Annotated in this window: 21 protein-coding genes; 6 read left to right on the forward strand and 15 right to left on the reverse strand. The window is 38.0% G+C overall.

Annotation, left to right across the window (positions count from 1 at the left end):
- Window positions 1–37: 37 nt before the first annotated feature.
- The 6 genes from AC4QJR_RS19195 to AC4QJR_RS19220 form a co-directional block, all read right to left on the reverse strand.
- A complete protein-coding gene (locus AC4QJR_RS19195; protein ID WP_496523890.1) occupies window positions 38–1,171 on the reverse strand; it encodes a conserved virulence factor C family protein in 1,134 nt (377 codons plus the stop codon).
- A gap of 10 nt (window positions 1,172–1,181) precedes the next feature.
- Entirely contained in the window at window positions 1,182–3,071 is a 1,890-nt protein-coding gene (locus AC4QJR_RS19200) for an ABC-F family ATP-binding cassette domain-containing protein (RefSeq protein WP_496523891.1), read from the reverse strand.
- Complete coding sequence (locus AC4QJR_RS19205) at window positions 3,068–3,715, reverse strand: HD domain-containing protein (RefSeq protein WP_496523892.1); 648 nt, start codon at window positions 3,713–3,715, stop codon at window positions 3,068–3,070. The genes AC4QJR_RS19200 and AC4QJR_RS19205 overlap by 4 nt, the downstream gene beginning before the upstream one ends.
- Window positions 3,716–4,007: 292 nt before the next feature.
- Window positions 4,008–4,856 (reverse strand): DegV family protein, encoded by an 849-nt coding sequence (locus AC4QJR_RS19210; protein WP_496523893.1) that lies wholly within the window; start codon window positions 4,854–4,856, stop codon window positions 4,008–4,010.
- Window positions 4,857–4,985: 129 nt separating this feature from the next.
- Window positions 4,986–5,507 carry a hypothetical protein gene (locus AC4QJR_RS19215; protein WP_098571209.1) on the reverse strand — a complete coding sequence of 174 codons (522 nt, stop codon included), beginning with the start codon at window positions 5,505–5,507 and terminating at the stop codon, window positions 4,986–4,988.
- Window positions 5,508–5,525: 18 nt separating this feature from the next.
- Entirely contained in the window at window positions 5,526–7,229 is a 1,704-nt protein-coding gene (locus AC4QJR_RS19220; protein ID WP_496523894.1) for a formate--tetrahydrofolate ligase, read from the reverse strand.
- Between the two features lie 227 nt (window positions 7,230–7,456).
- Here AC4QJR_RS19220 and metA point away from each other — a divergent pair, with 227 nt between their 5' ends.
- Complete coding sequence (metA, locus tag AC4QJR_RS19225) at window positions 7,457–8,365, forward strand: homoserine O-acetyltransferase MetA (RefSeq protein WP_098571207.1); 909 nt, start codon at window positions 7,457–7,459, stop codon at window positions 8,363–8,365.
- A gap of 114 nt (window positions 8,366–8,479) precedes the next feature.
- On the forward strand, window positions 8,480–8,689 hold the full coding sequence (locus tag AC4QJR_RS19230) for a DUF3892 domain-containing protein (RefSeq protein ID WP_251456872.1): 210 nt from the start codon (window positions 8,480–8,482) through the stop codon (window positions 8,687–8,689).
- 32 nt (window positions 8,690–8,721) lie between these two features.
- Here AC4QJR_RS19230 and mntR read toward each other — a convergent pair whose 3' ends face one another.
- The 3 genes from mntR to AC4QJR_RS19245 all read right to left on the reverse strand — a co-directional run bounded on the left by mntR (window position 8,722) and on the right by AC4QJR_RS19245 (window position 11,867).
- Window positions 8,722–9,144: a transcriptional regulator MntR gene (gene mntR, locus AC4QJR_RS19235; protein WP_026563854.1), complete on the reverse strand. Its 423-nt coding sequence runs from the start codon at window positions 9,142–9,144 to the stop codon at window positions 8,722–8,724.
- Window positions 9,145–9,214: 70 nt separating this feature from the next.
- Window positions 9,215–11,404 carry a DNA topoisomerase III gene (locus AC4QJR_RS19240; RefSeq protein WP_496523895.1) on the reverse strand — a complete coding sequence of 730 codons (2,190 nt, stop codon included), beginning with the start codon at window positions 11,402–11,404 and terminating at the stop codon, window positions 9,215–9,217.
- Between the two features lie 175 nt (window positions 11,405–11,579).
- Complete coding sequence (locus tag AC4QJR_RS19245; RefSeq protein ID WP_496523896.1) at window positions 11,580–11,867, reverse strand: hypothetical protein; 288 nt, start codon at window positions 11,865–11,867, stop codon at window positions 11,580–11,582.
- Window positions 11,868–12,147: 280 nt separating this feature from the next.
- On the opposite strand from AC4QJR_RS19245, the gene cspD reads away from it, so the two are divergent.
- Window positions 12,148–12,348, forward strand: a complete 201-nt coding sequence (gene cspD, locus AC4QJR_RS19250; protein ID WP_026563856.1) for a cold-shock protein CspD — start codon at window positions 12,148–12,150, stop codon at window positions 12,346–12,348.
- A 70-nt stretch (window positions 12,349–12,418) separates the two neighbouring features.
- Here the strand turns inward: cspD and AC4QJR_RS19255 are convergent, their stop codons facing one another.
- Both AC4QJR_RS19255 and AC4QJR_RS19260 read right to left on the reverse strand, forming a co-directional pair.
- Window positions 12,419–12,604 carry a zinc-finger domain-containing protein gene (locus tag AC4QJR_RS19255; RefSeq protein ID WP_496523897.1) on the reverse strand — a complete coding sequence of 62 codons (186 nt, stop codon included), beginning with the start codon at window positions 12,602–12,604 and terminating at the stop codon, window positions 12,419–12,421.
- A 20-nt stretch (window positions 12,605–12,624) separates the two neighbouring features.
- Window positions 12,625–13,281 (reverse strand): reverse transcriptase-like protein, encoded by a 657-nt coding sequence (locus AC4QJR_RS19260; RefSeq protein WP_098571202.1) that lies wholly within the window; start codon window positions 13,279–13,281, stop codon window positions 12,625–12,627.
- Between the two features lie 199 nt (window positions 13,282–13,480).
- On the opposite strand from AC4QJR_RS19260, the gene AC4QJR_RS19265 reads away from it, so the two are divergent.
- Window positions 13,481–13,888, forward strand: coding sequence for a reverse transcriptase-like protein (locus tag AC4QJR_RS19265; RefSeq protein ID WP_496523898.1), 408 nt, complete (start codon window positions 13,481–13,483; stop codon window positions 13,886–13,888).
- Between the two features lie 5 nt (window positions 13,889–13,893).
- Window positions 13,894–14,823: a DMT family transporter gene (locus tag AC4QJR_RS19270; protein ID WP_496523899.1), complete on the forward strand. Its 930-nt coding sequence runs from the start codon at window positions 13,894–13,896 to the stop codon at window positions 14,821–14,823.
- A gap of 35 nt (window positions 14,824–14,858) precedes the next feature.
- Here AC4QJR_RS19270 and AC4QJR_RS19275 read toward each other — a convergent pair whose 3' ends face one another.
- A complete protein-coding gene (locus AC4QJR_RS19275; protein ID WP_257148371.1) occupies window positions 14,859–15,140 on the reverse strand; it encodes a DUF6123 family protein in 282 nt (93 codons plus the stop codon).
- 29 nt (window positions 15,141–15,169) lie between these two features.
- A complete protein-coding gene (locus AC4QJR_RS19280) occupies window positions 15,170–15,661 on the reverse strand; it encodes a divergent PAP2 family protein (RefSeq protein ID WP_496523900.1) in 492 nt (163 codons plus the stop codon).
- Window positions 15,662–15,745: 84 nt separating this feature from the next.
- On the opposite strand from AC4QJR_RS19280, the gene sspL reads away from it, so the two are divergent.
- On the forward strand, window positions 15,746–15,883 hold the full coding sequence (gene sspL / locus AC4QJR_RS19285) for a small, acid-soluble spore protein L (protein ID WP_026563862.1): 138 nt from the start codon (window positions 15,746–15,748) through the stop codon (window positions 15,881–15,883).
- A 76-nt stretch (window positions 15,884–15,959) separates the two neighbouring features.
- Here sspL and AC4QJR_RS19290 read toward each other — a convergent pair whose 3' ends face one another.
- Both AC4QJR_RS19290 and AC4QJR_RS19295 read right to left on the reverse strand, forming a co-directional pair.
- Window positions 15,960–16,853: a 5'-3' exonuclease gene (locus tag AC4QJR_RS19290; RefSeq protein ID WP_496523901.1), complete on the reverse strand. Its 894-nt coding sequence runs from the start codon at window positions 16,851–16,853 to the stop codon at window positions 15,960–15,962.
- 69 nt (window positions 16,854–16,922) lie between these two features.
- Window positions 16,923–17,750, reverse strand: a complete 828-nt coding sequence (locus tag AC4QJR_RS19295) for a sulfurtransferase (RefSeq protein WP_496523902.1) — start codon at window positions 17,748–17,750, stop codon at window positions 16,923–16,925.
- Between the last annotated feature and the right edge of the window lie 14 nt (window positions 17,751–17,764).

The following is a 17,764-nucleotide window of genomic DNA, read 5'->3' on the forward strand; positions in this document are numbered from 1 at the left end:
CACTTTAGAATACCTAATCTACTGCTTATTTGCAATTTTATTCAACGCTCTTCCTGGCTTCCGTCATCTGCTTCCAAACAGAACCCTTTGCTTCTGAGCCGCCTTCTATTCTTTCGATTGCCATTTTTATTTGCAAACTGACTTCAAACTCCGAATCATTTTCGGCAGCTTTTAATGCTGGAAGTGCTTTTGCATCGCCTGCTTCATATAAAAACATAGCTGCCCGCCAGCGGACAAGCTTGCTTCTATCCTGTAATGCCTGCATCATTTCGTCTGTGGCTTCCGAAAAGCCTAAATCTGATAGACAATCACCTGCCGTCCTGCGAACAGTCACCGTTTTATCTTTCAGTGCCTTATATAGTAATGGCAGTACTTTCTTTTCCTTGATCATACCGAGGTAAACGGTTGCTAACCTTCGGATCGAAGCCTTTTCGTCGGATAATGCTTTTTCAAGGACAGGTAAATCCTCTAATTCAGGGTCATCCATTTGTTCCAGAACCTGATAGCGAATTTGCCAATCCGGATGATTTAACTCTTCTACCGATACTTTTTTGCGTTTTTTACTATATTTTTGTTCCGGCTTAGGATCCGTTGATTGAGCTTTTGCAACCAATTCTTCAAGCCGTACCTCAGGATAGGCGGCAATTAGTTCGTCCACCACTTCCTGGCCGATCTGATCAAAATCTCCATAGCGGACGCCTTGATTTTGCCACTTTCTAAGTAAAAGATAATGGTCATCAGGCAGCTGTGCCCGTTCTCTAGCGTTTAAAAAGTATTCCGGCATGCCAAACCGCTTTTCAGTTGTGCCGTCCGTCAACTTTACTTGGATGGGTATATCTTTAAACATTTGGATTTCAACTTTGATCTCACCAAAATGTTCGTTGATCTGATTGTTTCGTTTAATTTCCTCAGCTTTTTCTCCAAATGCTTGGCGTACTTGCGGCAATAATTCCTTCCAATCATATTTCGCATTTCGTTCAATGGCAAGGAAATCTGCTACATGATAAACACCTTTTATACCATCAATTTGAAGGATGGCTTGAATCCTAGCTGGTGCATCGGCAGCAGTTTCTTTTTTATAATTATGGCTTTTCCCCATGGGAAGTTCTTCATCTAGTATGATTTTCATTGTATTTGGACTTGGCGTTGGTTCAATAGCCTTAATTCTCAACACGACCACCTCATTCCTTTTCCGCAAGTTCGGCCAAGTATGACCAGCGCTCAATTAAATGCTCGAGTTTCTCGTTCAATTCAGTTTCTTTCTTCATTAAATCTTGTGCCTTGGTAAAATCACTGCCTGTCTTTGCCATTTCAGAAGCTATTTCTTCCAAGCGGGCTTCGGTTGTCTCGATGTCTTCATCAATGGATTCCCATTCTTTTTTCTCTGAATAGGTCATTCTTTTCTTTTTTTCTTTTTCAATTGGTTTTGTTGGCTTAGCGGTAACAGTGACTGTTTTTTGTGCCTCTAATGCTGCTTCCTTTTCAAGATACTCTGTATAATTTCCATAAAAGGATTCGATTGCCCCTTCCCCTTGTAGAACGAGAAGCTGCTCAGCTACCTTATCTAAGAAATAGCGGTCGTGGGAAACTGTAATCACCACTCCTGGAAAATCCTCTAAATAATCTTCAAGAACGGTCAGTGTCTGTGTATCAAGGTCATTGGTAGGTTCGTCCAATAGAAGCACATTTGGTGCTGTCATTAGTATTTTCAATAAGTACAAACGTCGTTTTTCTCCACCCGATAACTTGCGGATTGGTGTTCCGTGCGTAAATGGCGGAAACAAAAAGCGTTCGAGCATTTGGGCCGCTGAGATTGTTTTCCCATCCGATGTGTTTACCACTTCGGCTGTCTCCTTAATGTATTCAATCATCCGCTTATTTTCATCCATGTCTTCGCTTTCCTGGGTATAATAAGCAATTTTCACGGTCTGCCCCATGATGAATTCCCCTTCATCAAGCGGGATTTGTTTAGCAAGAATATTTAACAGTGTTGATTTACCTGTCCCATTTTTCCCGATAATACCTATTCGATCCCCAGGCTTCACAAGCAAATCAAAGTGATGTAAGATCGTTTTTGGTCCAAATCGCTTGGATGCACCCTTCAATTCGAAAACCTGTTTGCCTAATCGGCTGCCATTTAAAGTGATATCAAGTTTCTCAGCGGTTGGCTTTCCACTTGAAACCTTATCATCGAGCTCTTCGAATCGTTGAATTCTAGCCTTTTGTTTTGTTGTTCTCGCTTTTGCACCGCGCCTGATCCATTCAAGTTCTCTTCTGAAAAGATTTTTTCTTTTTTCAAAAGTCGCTGCCTCATTCTCTTCACGAATCGCTTTTGCTTCTAAAAAGGCCGCATAATTGCCTTTATAACTATATATTTGACCGCCATCTAGTTCAAACATCCGATTGGCCACTCGGTCTAAAAAGTAACGGTCATGTGTGACAAGCAAAATCGACCCGCTATATCTGCTTAAGTACTCTTCCAGCCACTTCACTGAATCAAAATCTAGATGGTTGGTTGGTTCATCTAAAATAAGTAAATCTGGTTCAGCAATCAAAACTTGTGCTAATGCGACACGCTTCTTCTGACCACCGGACATCTCACCAATTCTTTTTGTAAAATCTTCTATTCCTAATTTCATTAATATTGATTTGGCATTCGTGCTGGCATCCCAGGCATTTAGTGCATCCATCTGCTTTTGCAAACGAAAAAGGTCTTCTTGCACTTTTGTGTCATTTGGTGAAGCGGAAAGGTCCAATAAAGTTTTTTCATAGGAGCGCATCAGTTTTAAAATGGGTGCTTCCCCGGCAAAGACTTGTTCAAGGACGGTTTTATCCCCATCTAATTCCGGTTGCTGGTTTAAAAATGTGATTGAATAATCTTTGCTCGTGATGAGTTTGCCTTCGTCCGGTGTATCTAGTCCCGCAATAATTTTTAAAAGTGATGATTTACCGGTCCCATTGACCCCGATTAAACCGACGCGTTCTTTTTCCCCAATTGTAAAGGAAATAGAATTAAAGAGTTGTTTTTCCCCATATGTTTTTGAAACATTTTCAACTGTGAGCATTTTCATACTTGTCCATCCCATTCTTGGTAAAATTGTCCTAAAAATGTGACCATCATTTGTTGACGACTTTCTGCCATTTTTCGTGCCGTTTCTGTATTTAGTAAGTCTTTCAATTTAAGCAGTTTTTCGTAAAAATGATGAACACTTGTTGATTTCCCTTTTCGATACTCTTCTACCGTCATTTCATTTCTTACTGAAATGCTCGGGTCATAGATGGATTGCCCTTTTTTGCCGCCGTAGGCAAACGCCCTAGCAATCCCAATGGCTCCAATCGCATCTAAACGGTCAGCATCCTGAACAATTTTTGCTTCAATCGTGGACAGTGTTGTCGATTGTCCACCCTTAAAGGAAATCGTTGCGATAATTTGTTTTATATGTCTTTTATCATTATCTGTCAGCGGTAAGGTTTGTAAAAAGGATTCCAGTTTTTCTTCCCCTTTTTCACAGCTTTCATTAAGCTTTTCATCTGATATGTCATGGAGGAGGGCCGCCATTTCAATAATGAACGGATTTCCTGCCGTTTCTTCCTTGCAAATATGTAGGGCATTTCTTCGAACACGGTCCACATGAAACCAATCATGGCCAGTAGCATCTTCCCCTAATTCATTGCGGACATAATTTTCTGTTTGTTCTATCATTTGGTTTTTCATTTTCTCGAACACCCACTTTCACCCTTGCTATTTTATCATGAAAAACAAATAAAAAATAACCCCGAAGAAACGGGATTATTTTTTATTTGCTTGACGTCCACTTTTTTTCTGACTTTGCGATTTGGTATTACCAATCTGAAATTCACTGCCGAGTTCGATATCATTTCGTTTGTCTTGTTTTTCAATTTGCTCTCTTGTTTGATTCGCATTTTGTCTACCCTGCTTACTAATTGTGCATCTTCCTCTCATTTAAAATTAAATGCAAAATTAGTATGCTCCGTTCAAGAAAAAGTTATTTCAACCCATTGTGCCAGCTAATCCCCAGCGTATTTTCACCTGCATGTACACCGATTACCGCTCCTAAGGGGCAATGTACTATCTCTAATTCAGGAAATTCCTTTTTGATTTCATTTTCCCAATTGGAAGCCTGTTCCTCATGTAATCCATATAAAATATATACTTCTTTAAAGTAATGCTGCTCGTAGGATGATCGTAAATAATCCAATATTTTCTCTTTCGCCTTTTTCTCGCTTCTTGCTTTTTCTTTTACATTCAATGCTCCGTCTACGATGGATATAATTGGTTTAACATTAAGCATACTGCCAAGAAAGAATTTCAAGCCTGACATTCTGCCACTTCGGTGGAGTTGTTCTAAACTGCCTACAAGCACATATGTCTCGTTCGTTTTCTTAATTGTTTCAAGTTGATTGACTACCGATTCAAGACTAGCACCAGCTTCTAGTAAGGCTATTCCCTTTTTAAGCAAGGCTGTCATCGGATAAGTAAGAATGTTAGAATCTAACGTGGTAACCGGAATATCTACCAATTTTGCTGCCTGCTCACTTGAAGATACCGTACCACTTAACTTTCCAGATAAAAGTACGGCAACCACTTGATCATAATCCGCTGACAATTTTTCGTATAGTGCCTGAAATGCCCCAATAGAAGGCTGTGATGTTTTTGGAGGATTTTTAAGCTGCTTTAAGCGATCAAATAATTGGGCAGGTGTTAAGTCAATCCCATCTGAATATTCCTCTCCATCAAGTAAAATTGTTAAGGGTATTGTATATAAATCCGGATGATTTCTTAATTCATCGTCTAAATAGGCAGTGCTATCTGTAACCCATGCCGTTTTGACCAACGTCATCTCCCCTTTTTAATCATTTTAAATAAGTATGTAAATTAATCGTACATAAAAATTAGAATATTGTAAATATTATAGGAACAATAACAAAACCAGCTTCCAATATAAAAAGCTGGTTTTGGATTTTCAACTAATTTCCTCGTTTAGTCTCTTTAACGTTGTGATAATAAACTCCGTCATTTCGACTAAGTCCTCAATTTGGTCTTCATGAATCAGTCTGTCAAATTCAATCGTTATTATAAGAGAATGAGCTGGGTCAATACTTAACGGGTCATAGAGAACATTTTGATTTATTATTCTGGTCGGTCCCCAAATATCCAATAGAAGGGCTTTGAGTGCGGAATAGTCTAAGTCCGATTCCTCTTTGGCTGCAATAAATTTCAGACTTAACATACATCCTGCCTGCTCCTCTGATTGTATAGATGGTAAAAGCTCGGCTGCTAAATTAACCAGACCTGATTTCAGTTCAATTGTTGCTTTTACCTTTTTTTCGGGTAATCGAAATGTCATGTCAAATTTTCGCGACATTTTAGCCATATTAACGGAATCGTTTCGATCGGTAATAACGATTTCTCCACTAATATCCAGATCATAAAGAGCCCCTTCAATCACTACTTTCATATTATCAAATGCGGTTGGATCAAACATAAACTTTTGACTCTCCTCTTAAAATAACCCGATTGCATTCCCGTTTCCATCGACATCCATATTTAAAGCTGCTGGTTTTTTTGGCAAACCTGGCATCGTCATGACATCTCCTGTTAAGGCAACAATAAATCCGGCCCCAATTGAAGGTTTTAATTCCCTGACTGTCACACTGAAATCCGATGGCCTGCCTAACTTTGATGGATCATCAGATAAAGAATACTGAGATTTCGCCATACAAACGGCCAAATGGGACCAGCCAAACTTTTCAAAATCAATTAACTGTTTTTTTGCTTTTGATGAAAATTCAACATCGCTTCCGCCATAAACTTTTTGAACAATCGTTCGAACTTTTTTCTCGATCGGATCAGATAAGTCATATAGCGGTTTAAAATTATTTTTTTCCTTGTCCATGACAGCTAAAAGCGTATTAGCTAAATCAATCCCGCCTGCTCCACCTTTTTCCCACACTTCAGTTAAGGCAACAGGCACATTTTCCCTTTTACACCACTCAAGTAATGTTTCTACCTCCTGCTTGGTATCCGTGATGAATTGGTTAACGGCCACAACAACTGGTAATCCGAAGCTCTGAATGGTCTCAATGTGTTTCTTTAGGTTCGCAAAGCCCAGCGTTAATGATGGAATATTTTCATTTGCTAACTCGCTCTTCGCTACACCACCATGCATTTTCAAGGCACGAATCGTTGCAACAATAACAACAGCTTCCGGTTTAATACCCGCACTTCTCGATTTTATATGTAAAAATTTCTCTGCGCCTAAATCAGCACCAAACCCTGCTTCTGTAATAACATAATCCGCTAATTTAGCTGCTGTGGTTGTAGCAATTACACTGTTACATCCATGGGCGATATTAGCAAATGGACCGCCATGAATTAGTGCTGGCGTGTGTTCAATTGTTTGTACAAGGTTGGGTTTAACCGCATCTTTTAACAATAATGTTAATGCACCTTCCACCCCTAGGTCTCCAACAGTCACCGGATTCTTATCAAAATTATAAGCAACCACCATCCGTGATAACCGTAACTTTAAATCTTTTAAGTCTGCAGCTAAACATAGAACCGCCATAATTTCTGATGCGACCGTAATATCAAAACCATCTTCCCGCGGCACTCCTTGAAGAGGACCGCCAAGTCCAATGATTACTTTTCTTAAGGCTCTGTCATTTAAATCGACCGCCCGTTTCCAGACAATTCTACGTTGATCAATGTTAAGTTCGTTACCTTGTTGGAGATGATTGTCGATTAATGCTGCGAGGGCATTGTTTGCAGTCGTTATCGCATGAAGATCTCCAGTAAAGTGTAAATTGATATCTTCCATTGGCAGTACTTGTGAGTACCCACCACCAGTCGCACCGCCTTTAATACCCATTGTAGGACCTAGGGAAGGCTCTCTTATGGCAATCATTGTTTTTTTACCAATCTTATTAAAAGCATCGGCTAGCCCAACCGTCACGGTCGACTTTCCTTCGCCAGCCGGTGTTGGATTAATAGAAGTGACAAGGATGATTTTCCCACTTTCCTTTGTACTCAGTTTAGCAAGAGCTTCGTTAGAAATTTTGGCCTTGTATTTACCAAAGAGCTCTAAATCATCCGCTTCTAGACCAATTTTTTCGGCAATTTCAACAATCGGTCTCATCTTTGAGTCTTGTGCAATTTCAATGTCTGATTTCACTATTGTTTTCAATACCACCTTTATCCCCCGCATTCAGCATTAGAATTGACCTACGGTTTCATTGTATCAAAAAAGCGCTTTCAATCCGATTGCCAATTATGAACAAATTATTATCTTTTCTGAAATTACAATAATGTTTATAATATTATTATTAAATATTTTAAATATTCATTGACATTTTGTCGTATATAGTAGTTATATTAATGGATGTAGTATGAAGTAAAACACCTGAAATTAAACCAGAAAAAGGGGATGGTCACTTGCCAATTAACATTCCAAAACTTCTCCCAGCAAGGGAAATTCTTGAAACAGAAAATATCTTCATCATGGACAATGAACGTGCAATTGCTCAGGATATCCGACCGTTAAATATACTTATTCTGAATTTAATGCCTGAAAAAGAAAGAGCAGAAACACAGCTTTTACGATTATTAGGAAACTCACCCTTACAAGTAAATGTAAACTTTTTAAAAACGAATTCATATGAATCCACCCATACGAGTAAACAGCATCTCGAACAATTTTACACGACCTTTTCACAAGTGAAGAACCTGAAATTTGACGGGATGATTATTACTGGTGCCCCGGTGGAGCTGTTAGAATTTGATCAAGTGAAATATTGGTCAGAGTTAACAGAAATAATGGATTGGGCCAATGAAAATGTCACTTCGACGCTACATATTTGTTGGGGAGCCCAAGCTGCACTACATTATCATTACGGAATTGGGAAATTTGAATTACAAAGAAAATGCTCCGGCATTTATGCCCACCGGATTTTTGAACAAAATGATATTTTGCTGCGTGGTTTTGATGATCAGTTTTACGCGCCACATTCTCGTTATACAGATGTTTCGATTGAAGCAATTAAAAAGAATTCACAATTAAAATTATTAGCTGCTTCCGAGGATGCAGGAGCCTTATTAATTGCATCGCAAGACAGAAAGCATGTGATGATTACCGGACATTTAGAATATGAATCAGATTCTCTTGCCCAGGAGTACGAAAGGGATGTGAAGAAGGGGCTTGAAATCCATATTCCCGAAAACTACTTCCCAAATAATGATCCAACGCAACCTCCTATAAATCGCTGGCGGTCCCATGGCCACTTATTCTTTTCAAACTGGCTCAATTATTATGTCTACCAAGAAACTCCTTTTTTTTGGGGTTAATAGAAAGCATCGGAAATTAAACCTCCGATGCTTTTTTTAGTTTATTTTTTGTAAAAATAGAAAGAATATAGAAAAAGTAAGAGAACCAAAAAATAGCTAAAAGGGAGAGTTTTGATGGAATCAATCGTCGCACTTCATCGCAATTACAATGGTGATATTATTAACTTCGTTACTTCTGAGGGTAGAATCATCTCGTATCGAAAAGCGTTACAAGAGGCCGAAGAGGGTCTAATCCAAGGGGTCCAGGCGATTGAGGAACACGGGAAAATGTCTTTAATACCAGAGAGCAGCCAATCTTTTGACCAATTCCCTGATTTATATTAAAAGCACCTAGCGTAATTCCGCTAGGTGCTTTATTATTCATTTTCATTCTGTTTTTGAATTTCATTTAATGCATCAATTCGCTTTTGATCCTCTTCAAAAAACTGAACCAAGTCACCGATCCGATCGATGGAATCCCAACTTAAATGGTGCTCAATCCCTTCGACATCGTTATAAATATTTTCATCTTTTACACCAATGATTTTTAGGAATTGTTCTAGCAAATCATGTCTAAAGACAAGGCGTTTACCAATCTTTTTACCCTTTGTTGTTAACACAAGACCTCTATATTTTTCATAAACTAAGTACTCATCTTTATCAAGCTTTTGCACCATTTTCGTTACTGAGGAGGGATGTACAGACAGCGCTTCGGCAATATCTGAAACCCGAGCGTATCCTTTTTCTTCAATCAATATATATATTTGTTCAATATAATCTTCCATACTTGGTGTTGGCATCCCATACCCTCCAAAAAAATTACTCAACTAAAAGTGTACTATAAGAAAAAAATAGTGACAAGGCTCTTTATCAATTATCTATAATTACTTCCTTATTTTGAGGCGTTTGTTCAAATAAAAATTTGACCTTTTTTTCAGATTCGTCTATATAAAGCCGGGCATTAAAAGTTTTATCTTTATTAACAAACCCTTCAATCGGCTCTGTTTTCCCTTCTGATAAAAGAAGCTTAATATTCTTTTGCGTAATGTTTTTACCTAAAATCTTCTTAGATATAGTAAAATCACAATGATTTTTTTGGTAATTGGAACAGCCGTAAAAACTGCCCTTGTCCACCATAGACCCCTCACATTTTTTACAAGGCCCTAGTTTGGTATATGACTGTTTTCTTCCCTTTTGCTTCCCTGGTGCAAAATTTTCACGCATTTCATCTGAAAACGACCAATTTGCCGCTTGGTCTATACTAGACGAAATTAAATGAAAAACCATCTTTTTCGTTTGCTCCATGAAATGTTTTGGCGCAGCAGATCCTTCGGAAATTTCCTTCAATTTCTGTTCCCACTTGGCGGTCATCTCTGGTGAAGCTAAAATCTCCTTGCCGATGGCTTCAATCAAGATTTTGGCCTTTGCTGTGGCATAGACTAAATTTTTGTTGACCTCAATATATAAGCGATCCTTTAGCATCGTAATGATGCCTGCTCTCGTCGCTTCCGTGCCAAGACCCTCAGTTTTAGTGAGAATTTTTTCAAGTTCCTTATCATCAATATGCTTACCTGCTGTTTTCATTAACGTAATCAATTGACCTTCGGTATAACGTTTTGGAGGCTGAGTTTTACTTTCTTTCACTTCCACTTTATCTGTTTTACCTTGCTCACCTTCTGTTAACTTTGGCAGTGCAGGCTCATCATCATTATCTTTTGGTTTCAGTACCTTTCGCCAGCCTTCTTCAATTTGTACCTTTCCTTTTGAGATAAATGCCGCCCTGCTATCTACCAATGTTGTTACAGTAGTATATTCCGCAATCGCCTTATTGTAATGTGCAGCTATTAAACTTGTTACGACTAAATCATAAATTTTCTTTTCATCTGGAGTAAGCCGTTCCGCATTTGGGATTTGTTCCGTTGGAATAATTGCATAGTGGTCCGTGACCTTTTTTTCATTTACATAGCGTTTGTTTTCTGAAATCGATTCTATTGGCAAAGGAAAGAAGCTTTCATAATCTTTCAAATGACTTAATTTGTTTAAAATTTCTGGGAAAGTATTAGCTTCCTCTTTCGTTACATACCGTGAATCGGAACGAGGGTATGAAACATTTCCTTTTTGATAGAGCTTTTGCATAACATCGAGAGTTTTCTTTGGAGAAAACTTATACCGTTTATTCGCTTCAGCTTGGAGAGCCGAAAGATTGTATAAGAGTGGAGGGAGAAATTCTTTTCTTTCTGATTGAACCTCATTAACCTCAGCGGGTTTATTCTTGCAAAAAGCCGCAACTTTTTCTGCTAACTCTTTTTTGTTTACTCGGGTTTCGCCATCATTCTGCCATTTTCCTGTGTACTTTTTTCCGTCCATATTAAAATGTGCTAGAACCTCCCAAAAAGGTTCAGACTTAAAGTTCTCTATTTCTAGTTCTCTTTTAACAATTAACGCTAAGGTTGGGGTTTGCACACGCCCAACTGAAAACACATCGGAAAATCCTTGTTTTTGCAATAAGAGGCTATAGAGCCGTGAAGCATTCATACCTACCACCCAGTCAGCACAAGCCCTGGTATAGGCTTCAAAATATAAACTCCTTGTCTGTTGTTCATCCAAGAGTTTCTGAAAACCTTCTCGAATACTGTTGGCGGTTAACGAAGAAATCCACAGCCTTTTCATGGGTTTGTGACATTTAGTCAGCCTGAGGATATTGCGGATAATTAGCTCACCCTCGCGCCCCGCATCACCTGCATGAATAATTTCAGTAACCCTTCGGTCTGAGACCAATTTCTTAATGATGGCAAATTGTTTTGCCTTATCCTTTGTTACCTCGTATTCAAACTGTTCGGGGATCATTGGCAAATGATCTAAAGACCATTTTTTCCAACCTTGTTGATATTTTTCAGGCGAAACTAATTGGCATATATGTCCAATGGCCCAAGTGACATAGGCTCCCTCTGGAAAAACATCATTTGAAAAAATTTCAATAAAACCATTTTGTTTTTTATGTTTAAAGATTGATGCTAAGGTCGAACCTTGATCCGGCTTTTCGGCAATAATTAATTTCATGTGATTGCTCCCTTTTTTACAAGCATCCCGAAGTCCATTTTACCCATTAAATCCATCGTTAGTAAAGAGATAAAATACTAGGCATCCGTTATTTTCCTTGACAAAATGATGACAAATGCGCCGGCTGGAGAATAAATAAAAGGATGGCCATTTTTATGGCCACCCTGGAGGAACATTACATTATTTGTTTTAACGTGGTAATCTTTGGATGATCATACCAATTGTCATCAGGGATAATATTTGAAACTGTTAATATTAAAGATGGAATTCTCTCAACTTCGAAAACTATCGCACCAACTTTTTTCGTAAAAATGATAAAGGCACTTCCATGAGAATATTTACTTAAATCAGCACCGATATGAAGCAGAGCCATTAATATCGCCTGTTTTTCGACTGAATCAATATAAACTTGCGGTGAAAATCTTAATATCCATTCCGCACTTTCAATAGAAAATCGGTACATGGTATCTGCCTCCTGCATGTATATTGGTTATTTAAACATATGATGCAAAAGTAGTTTTATGTTAGTGCCTGCTAACGATTATCTAAATAATTTCATAGAATCTATGAAAAATACACTAAAAAACCTAAGTCCTTCCTTGACTGTAAATTTTCAATATTGTATATTTAAAGCATCATGTATCTACTATATGCATTATTTTACTAGTGCAGATTGTCTACATGATAATATTTATCTTTGGCACCATAAGGGTGGCTTGAAAAGGCTTAGGAGGAAGAATTAAATGCAAAACGGTAAAGTTAAATGGTTTAACAATGAAAAAGGTTTTGGTTTTATTGAAGTAGAAGGCGGCGACGATGTATTCGTACACTTCAGCGCTATCACTGGCGAAGGCTTCAAATCTTTAGAAGAAGGCCAAGAAGTTTCTTTTGAAATCGTTGAAGGAAACCGTGGACCACAAGCAGCTAACGTTGTAAAACTATAATCTAAATTAACCAATTTGGGCTGACGAATATCGTCAGCCTTTATATTTTTGCAGGAACTATGTGATTGAATTAACTTAATTTTTTCCCAAACTCCTGGAGTTGTTCCCCTACTGTACACTGGGAAATGCAAAACCGGTGTGCTGATCTTCGCCCGCCTTCTTTTTTTATATGTTGATGTAAAAAGCAGCCTTCACAGTAATGAGCCATTAAAGATTCGACATGACTCAATAATTCTCTTCTGTTGATTTCCTTCACAACAGTTTCCCACCCATTTCCTAAAGAATTAATGTTTTTGCAAATATTTCTTTTCCTGCTAATGCTTGTGTTGCCAGTTTATCTGCCTCTTTATTATCTTTTCTATTAATCGTCGTATATTTTGGGATTAAACCTAACTCTTTAATTTTCCCCTCAATTCGGTCAAGCCAGCTGTTAAGTGTATCTTCATAGCATGGCCACTCCCCTTCTAATTGTTTTAACACAACCTGGGAGTCCCCTTTAAATTCACAAGATAGATGATGTACCCCTAAATCTTCTAAAATATTCAAGGCATAATAAAAAGCAGCATATTCTGCTTCATTGTTTGTCTCTAATTCATCTATTCGCTCATTCGCTCGAATACGATATTTCTTCCTTCCCTGTTTAAAAAATATAACTGCACCAAGACCTGCTTGATTTGTTTCCTTTTGAAAACCCCCGTCAAAGTAAACGGTTATTTCATGTGGATCTTCTTCAATTTCAGTCATCAACTTTTTCATTTCCTTTAAGATCCAAGAGGTACCTTTCTCATCATAAAAAAACAAATCCGATATTTTGCCAGTACTTTCAAGCTCTTCGCCGATTTGTATCGCTGTTTCACCTGATACCAATTCAGAGGAAAACTGTACCTTTTCATTAGTTTTTGTTTTATACATCCACTCTAACCGATATTTCAATGTCTTCAACCTTTCTTTAAAGAATTCAATGGCATTTAAAATAATCGATTCCTATTCGGCAATTTTACCACTTCATCCTAACCTATTCTGATATATTCTTATCATACCCACTTCTTCATAGTTGTTATAAGAATAAATATTTTCTGCCTTAAAAGAAATATGATAAACTTTCATTAGTACACATATGGAGGAAACAGAATTGATTGAAGTATATATTGACGGGGCAAGTGCTGGAAATCCTGGACCAAGCGGAGCCGGGATTTTTATTAAAGGAAATGGCATTACTGAAAAATATTCCATTCCCCTTGGAAACATGTCAAATCATGAAGCAGAATATCATGCATTTATTAAAGCATTAGAAATATGTTTAGAAAAAGGGGTTCAGGATTCCGTTTTGTCTTTTCGAACGGATTCTCAATTAGTAAATCAGGCCGTTGAAAAAGAGTTTGTTAAAAATAAGCTTTACACACCATTACTTGAACACGCATTACATTTAACCAAACAAATTCCTTTATTTTTTATGAAATGGATTCCGAGTGCTGAAAATAAAGTTGCAGATGAATTAGCACGGCAGGCGATTCGAAAAAATCTTCCCGGGGAGCAATGAAACTCATGAAAAAACCTTTATTTGCTGATTTAAGTTTGCTCCTTGTCACCATTATTTGGGGTACAACGTTTGTATTAGTTCAAAATGCTATTGATTTCCTTGAACCATTTTCCTTTAATGGCATTCGCTTTCTTGCTGCAGCCATAATATTAATTCTCTGCCTTTTCCTATTTGACAAAGGGCAGTTAAAAAAATTGGATAGAAAGTTACTTTTATCCGGTGTTTTCATCGGATTTTGGTTATTTCTTGGGTATGCTACCCAAACCATTGGGCTATTATATACTACTTCTTCTAAAGCAGGATTTATAACAGGGCTAAGCGTTGTCCTCGTCCCATTATTTTCGATGATGTTATTAAAGCAGTATCCCACCAGAAATGCTGTTTTCGGTGTGCTGACAGCAACGATTGGCTTATTTCTGCTGACAATGACTGATGTAATTGCATTGAATAAGGGAGATGGCTTCGTCTTCATTTGTGCGATCAGTTTCGCGCTTCAAATTATTTATACTGGTAAATTTAGCAATAAATATCCAACACTGCTGTTAACGATTATCCAAATTACAACTGTAGCTTTTTTTTCAATCGTATCCTCCTTCCTTTTTGAAGATTGGAGGAAGTCTTTTAATCCCGAAATACTATTTAGACAAGAGGTGCTTATTGCCCTAATCATCACGAGCTTGTTCGCGACGGCGCTTGCCTTTTTAATTCAGACCAATTTCCAAAAGTATACCTCAGCAACAAGGGTAGCCTTGATTTTTGCAATGGAGCCAGTGTTTGCTGCGATTACGGGGTTTTATTGGGCACAAGAACGATTATCCTATAGTGCTTTAATAGGCTGTTTCCTAATTTTTGCAGGCATGATATTTGCTGAACTCCCCACCCAAAAAATTGCTTTTCTTAAAAGAAGTAAGAGTATTGAAGATAAAGTTTCATGAAAAAACTCCCTTTTAAAAAGGGAGTTTTCTCATGTTTATATCGCTAATAGTTCCTTTTCTTTAACAAATTGAATCGCTTCTTTTCTAGTGCTGATTTTGTTTGAAATTAAGGTTTCCAATAATGATACATAAAAACTTCCATCAAAACTTCTTTGTGCTTTAAGAGTCATCTCAATGGCCGTATTGATCATTTCATCTGAAGCGTTTGTATAGTGCTTCCCAAAGAAGATAAACCCAATTGCATCCTCTTGGAATTGAAAACCCTTTCCTTTCAGGTGATGCAAATAATCTTCGACTGTTCCCACTGACTTTGCCATCCCTCTCCCAACAAACTCTAAACATCCCTTTAAAATCTTAACTTAAATTTTGATAATTTTCTATTCTTTTTTGTACATAAGTGACCAATGACTCCCACCAAAACACCTAGGATAGCTCCGCCAACAACCTCTTCCGGTTCATGACCTAACATCTCTTTTAACTTTTTTGGAGATTCCTGTTTAAATTCAACGCTATCCTCTTTATTAATTTTTTCAATTAATTCATTCATGGAATTAACCTTTAAGGTCAATTCACCTGTTTGCCTTCTAACCCCTTGTGCATCATACATGACAATTAATCCATAGATAAGGGATAGGGCAAAATCAAAGGTTGGCAGGCCACGCTGCATGGCAATATAGGTTGTTAAAGTAGAAACCCCGGCTGAATGGGAACTAGGCATCCCGCCAGTTCCAAAGAATAGTTCAGGGCGCCATTCTTTCTCTTTTATATAGTGAAGCGGAATTTTCATTCCTTGTGCTAGTCCGATGCTAAAAAGCGCTAAATAAACACCTTTGTTCATTAAATCACCCCTGCTACTATTGTTCGAATTCCTGAGTTTTATTATTCCAACAGGAAATACTAAAAAAGTGGGAGGTGAACGATTATGGGTAAAAATGGTCAAGCAAATCGCGGCGTGAAAGCACCAGGGGTTAATCCTCAAGGATATGGTCAAGATGCCGAGTTTGCCGAAGAACCGAAAAGCAAATTAGAAAATGCCGCTAAAAAGAAAAATACAAAATAAAAAGCGGAAATTCCGGCATACCTTATCCACTAATCTAAAAAAAATGAGGTCGTCTCAAATAGACAACCTCATTTTTTCAGGAAACAAAAACTTCGTCTATTGGCAGTAGGCGCTGCAATCCTCGAAGTTCTAATTCCATTAACTTATTCAATGCTTTTTCTTTTTCAATTCTTAAGCCCGCCTCATCTAAGGCACAACTTACGGGAACATCACATTTTATTTCAGCAAGTAGTCTCGATAAATGGAGCATTTCTAAATCCTGTTCAATTTTAGTCTTATTTGATTTGGACAAGCGATCTAAATTGGAGATAATACCTTCAACATGTTCGAACTCCTTTAAGAGCTTTAGAGCTGTCTTTTCTCCTATCCCTCTTACACCAGGATAATTATCACTAGTATCACCCATTAGAGCTTTTAAATCGATCATTTGCCGAGGAGTAATCCCCTTCTCTTCCAAAAAGGTTTCTGGCGTATGAACAAGATAATTCCCATAGCCCTTTTTCAACAAAATTACGGAAATACTGTCATCAAGCAGCTGAAGCATATCCTGATCACCCGTTAAAATCGAGACATGAGCATAATCTTTCGATTGATTGGCAATGGTTCCAATGCAATCATCGGCTTCGTATCCAGCTAGTCCGATATTTGGGATATCAAAAGAGGCCACCACCTCTTTTACTAAATCAAACTGCGGAATAAGCTCAATCGGAGCTTCTCCACGATTCCCTTTATAATCAGAAAACAATTCAGTACGGAAGGTCTTACTTCCCATATCCCAACAAACGGCAAGATGTGTGGGCTTGAAAGAATTTACAGCCGTGAATAAATGCTTCACAAAGCCATGAATTCCATTCGTGGGTGTTCCTTTTGAATTTATCATAAATTGTCCAGTAACTGCGGTAGCGTAAAAAGCACGGAAAAGCAAGGCCATTCCATCAACAAGCATCAGTGAAGGTTTTTGATTCGTCATTTTGGACCTCCTTATTTGGGTGTTTAAAAACAACACGATTTCCATTATAACATAAGTTGCCCCAAAATATTATTCTATCTTATTATCCTCATATGAGATCCAATCACTAAAACTTCCTACATAGAGCTTTACTCTCTCAAAACCAGCTTCTCTTAAGGCCAAGTAATTAGGGGCAGCTGTTACCCCTGATCCACAATATACAATTATTTCCTTAGAAGGGTCGAGATTTTCGAACCTTTGTTTCTGTTTCTCAACAGGCTTATAATGACTGTCACTTAATCCTTCCATCCATGGCAAATTGATTGCACCAGGAATATGCCCAGCTTTTTTATCAATTGGTTCTTCTATACCTAAAAAGCGTTTTTCTTCCCGCGAATCGATTAGCATTTTATTGGTTAACTGTTTTTCAACTACTTCTCTTACCTCTTCCGTTGTTGCCAGCAATTCAGGTTGAACCCGGAAATGGAATTCAGTTTTTCCAAAGACAGGAATTTCCTTGGTTACAGGATAAGATGCTTCTACCCAAGCTTTATATCCACCATCAAGCACATAGACATTTTCATGACCGAGGTATTGAAGCATCCAGCTAAAACGGGCAGCATACGCGCCTTCACCATTATCATAGGCCACTACAAGTTTGTTTTCATCAATCCCTGCATTCTCAAGTTTGGAGATAAATTCTTCTAGCACTGGCATTGGATGCCTGCCGCCATAGGTTTGTTTTGGACTGGACAGATCTTTTTCTAAATCAAAGAACACTGCTCCTGGAATATGGTCTTGTAAGTATTCTTGCTTGCCTTTTTCTGGTTCGGCTAATGAAAATCGGCAATCGATGATCCTGACATGATTCTCATTTAAGCTTTTCAAGACCCATTCCTGATCTTTAATATATTTCACTAGAGCGTCCTCCT

Source organism: Neobacillus sp. BP17, from assembly GCF_059579525.1.

Coding starts and splice junctions, on each gene's coding strand:
- AC4QJR_RS19200 (WP_496523891.1), bottom strand. CDS start 3,071: ATGAAAATGCTCACAGTTGAAAATGTTTCAAAAACATATGGGGAAAAA.
- AC4QJR_RS19205 (WP_496523892.1), bottom strand. CDS start 3,715: ATGAAAAACCAAATGATAGAACAAACAGAAAATTATGTCCGCAATGAA.
- AC4QJR_RS19215 (WP_098571209.1), bottom strand. CDS start 5,507: ATGTTTGATCCAACCGCATTTGATAATATGAAAGTAGTGATTGAAGGG.
- AC4QJR_RS19220 (WP_496523894.1), bottom strand. CDS start 7,229: ATGCGGGGGATAAAGGTGGTATTGAAAACAATAGTGAAATCAGACATT.
- AC4QJR_RS19230 (WP_251456872.1), top strand. CDS start 8,480: ATGGAATCAATCGTCGCACTTCATCGCAATTACAATGGTGATATTATT.
- mntR (WP_026563854.1), bottom strand. CDS start 9,144: ATGCCAACACCAAGTATGGAAGATTATATTGAACAAATATATATATTG.
- AC4QJR_RS19240 (WP_496523895.1), bottom strand. CDS start 11,404: ATGAAATTAATTATTGCCGAAAAGCCGGATCAAGGTTCGACCTTAGCA.
- AC4QJR_RS19245 (WP_496523896.1), bottom strand. CDS start 11,867: ATGTACCGATTTTCTATTGAAAGTGCGGAATGGATATTAAGATTTTCA.
- cspD (WP_026563856.1), top strand. CDS start 12,148: ATGCAAAACGGTAAAGTTAAATGGTTTAACAATGAAAAAGGTTTTGGT.
- AC4QJR_RS19270 (WP_496523899.1), top strand. CDS start 13,894: ATGAAAAAACCTTTATTTGCTGATTTAAGTTTGCTCCTTGTCACCATT.
- AC4QJR_RS19275 (WP_257148371.1), bottom strand. CDS start 15,140: ATGGCAAAGTCAGTGGGAACAGTCGAAGATTATTTGCATCACCTGAAA.
- AC4QJR_RS19280 (WP_496523900.1), bottom strand. CDS start 15,661: ATGAACAAAGGTGTTTATTTAGCGCTTTTTAGCATCGGACTAGCACAA.
- sspL (WP_026563862.1), top strand. CDS start 15,746: ATGGGTAAAAATGGTCAAGCAAATCGCGGCGTGAAAGCACCAGGGGTT.
- AC4QJR_RS19290 (WP_496523901.1), bottom strand. CDS start 16,853: ATGACGAATCAAAAACCTTCACTGATGCTTGTTGATGGAATGGCCTTG.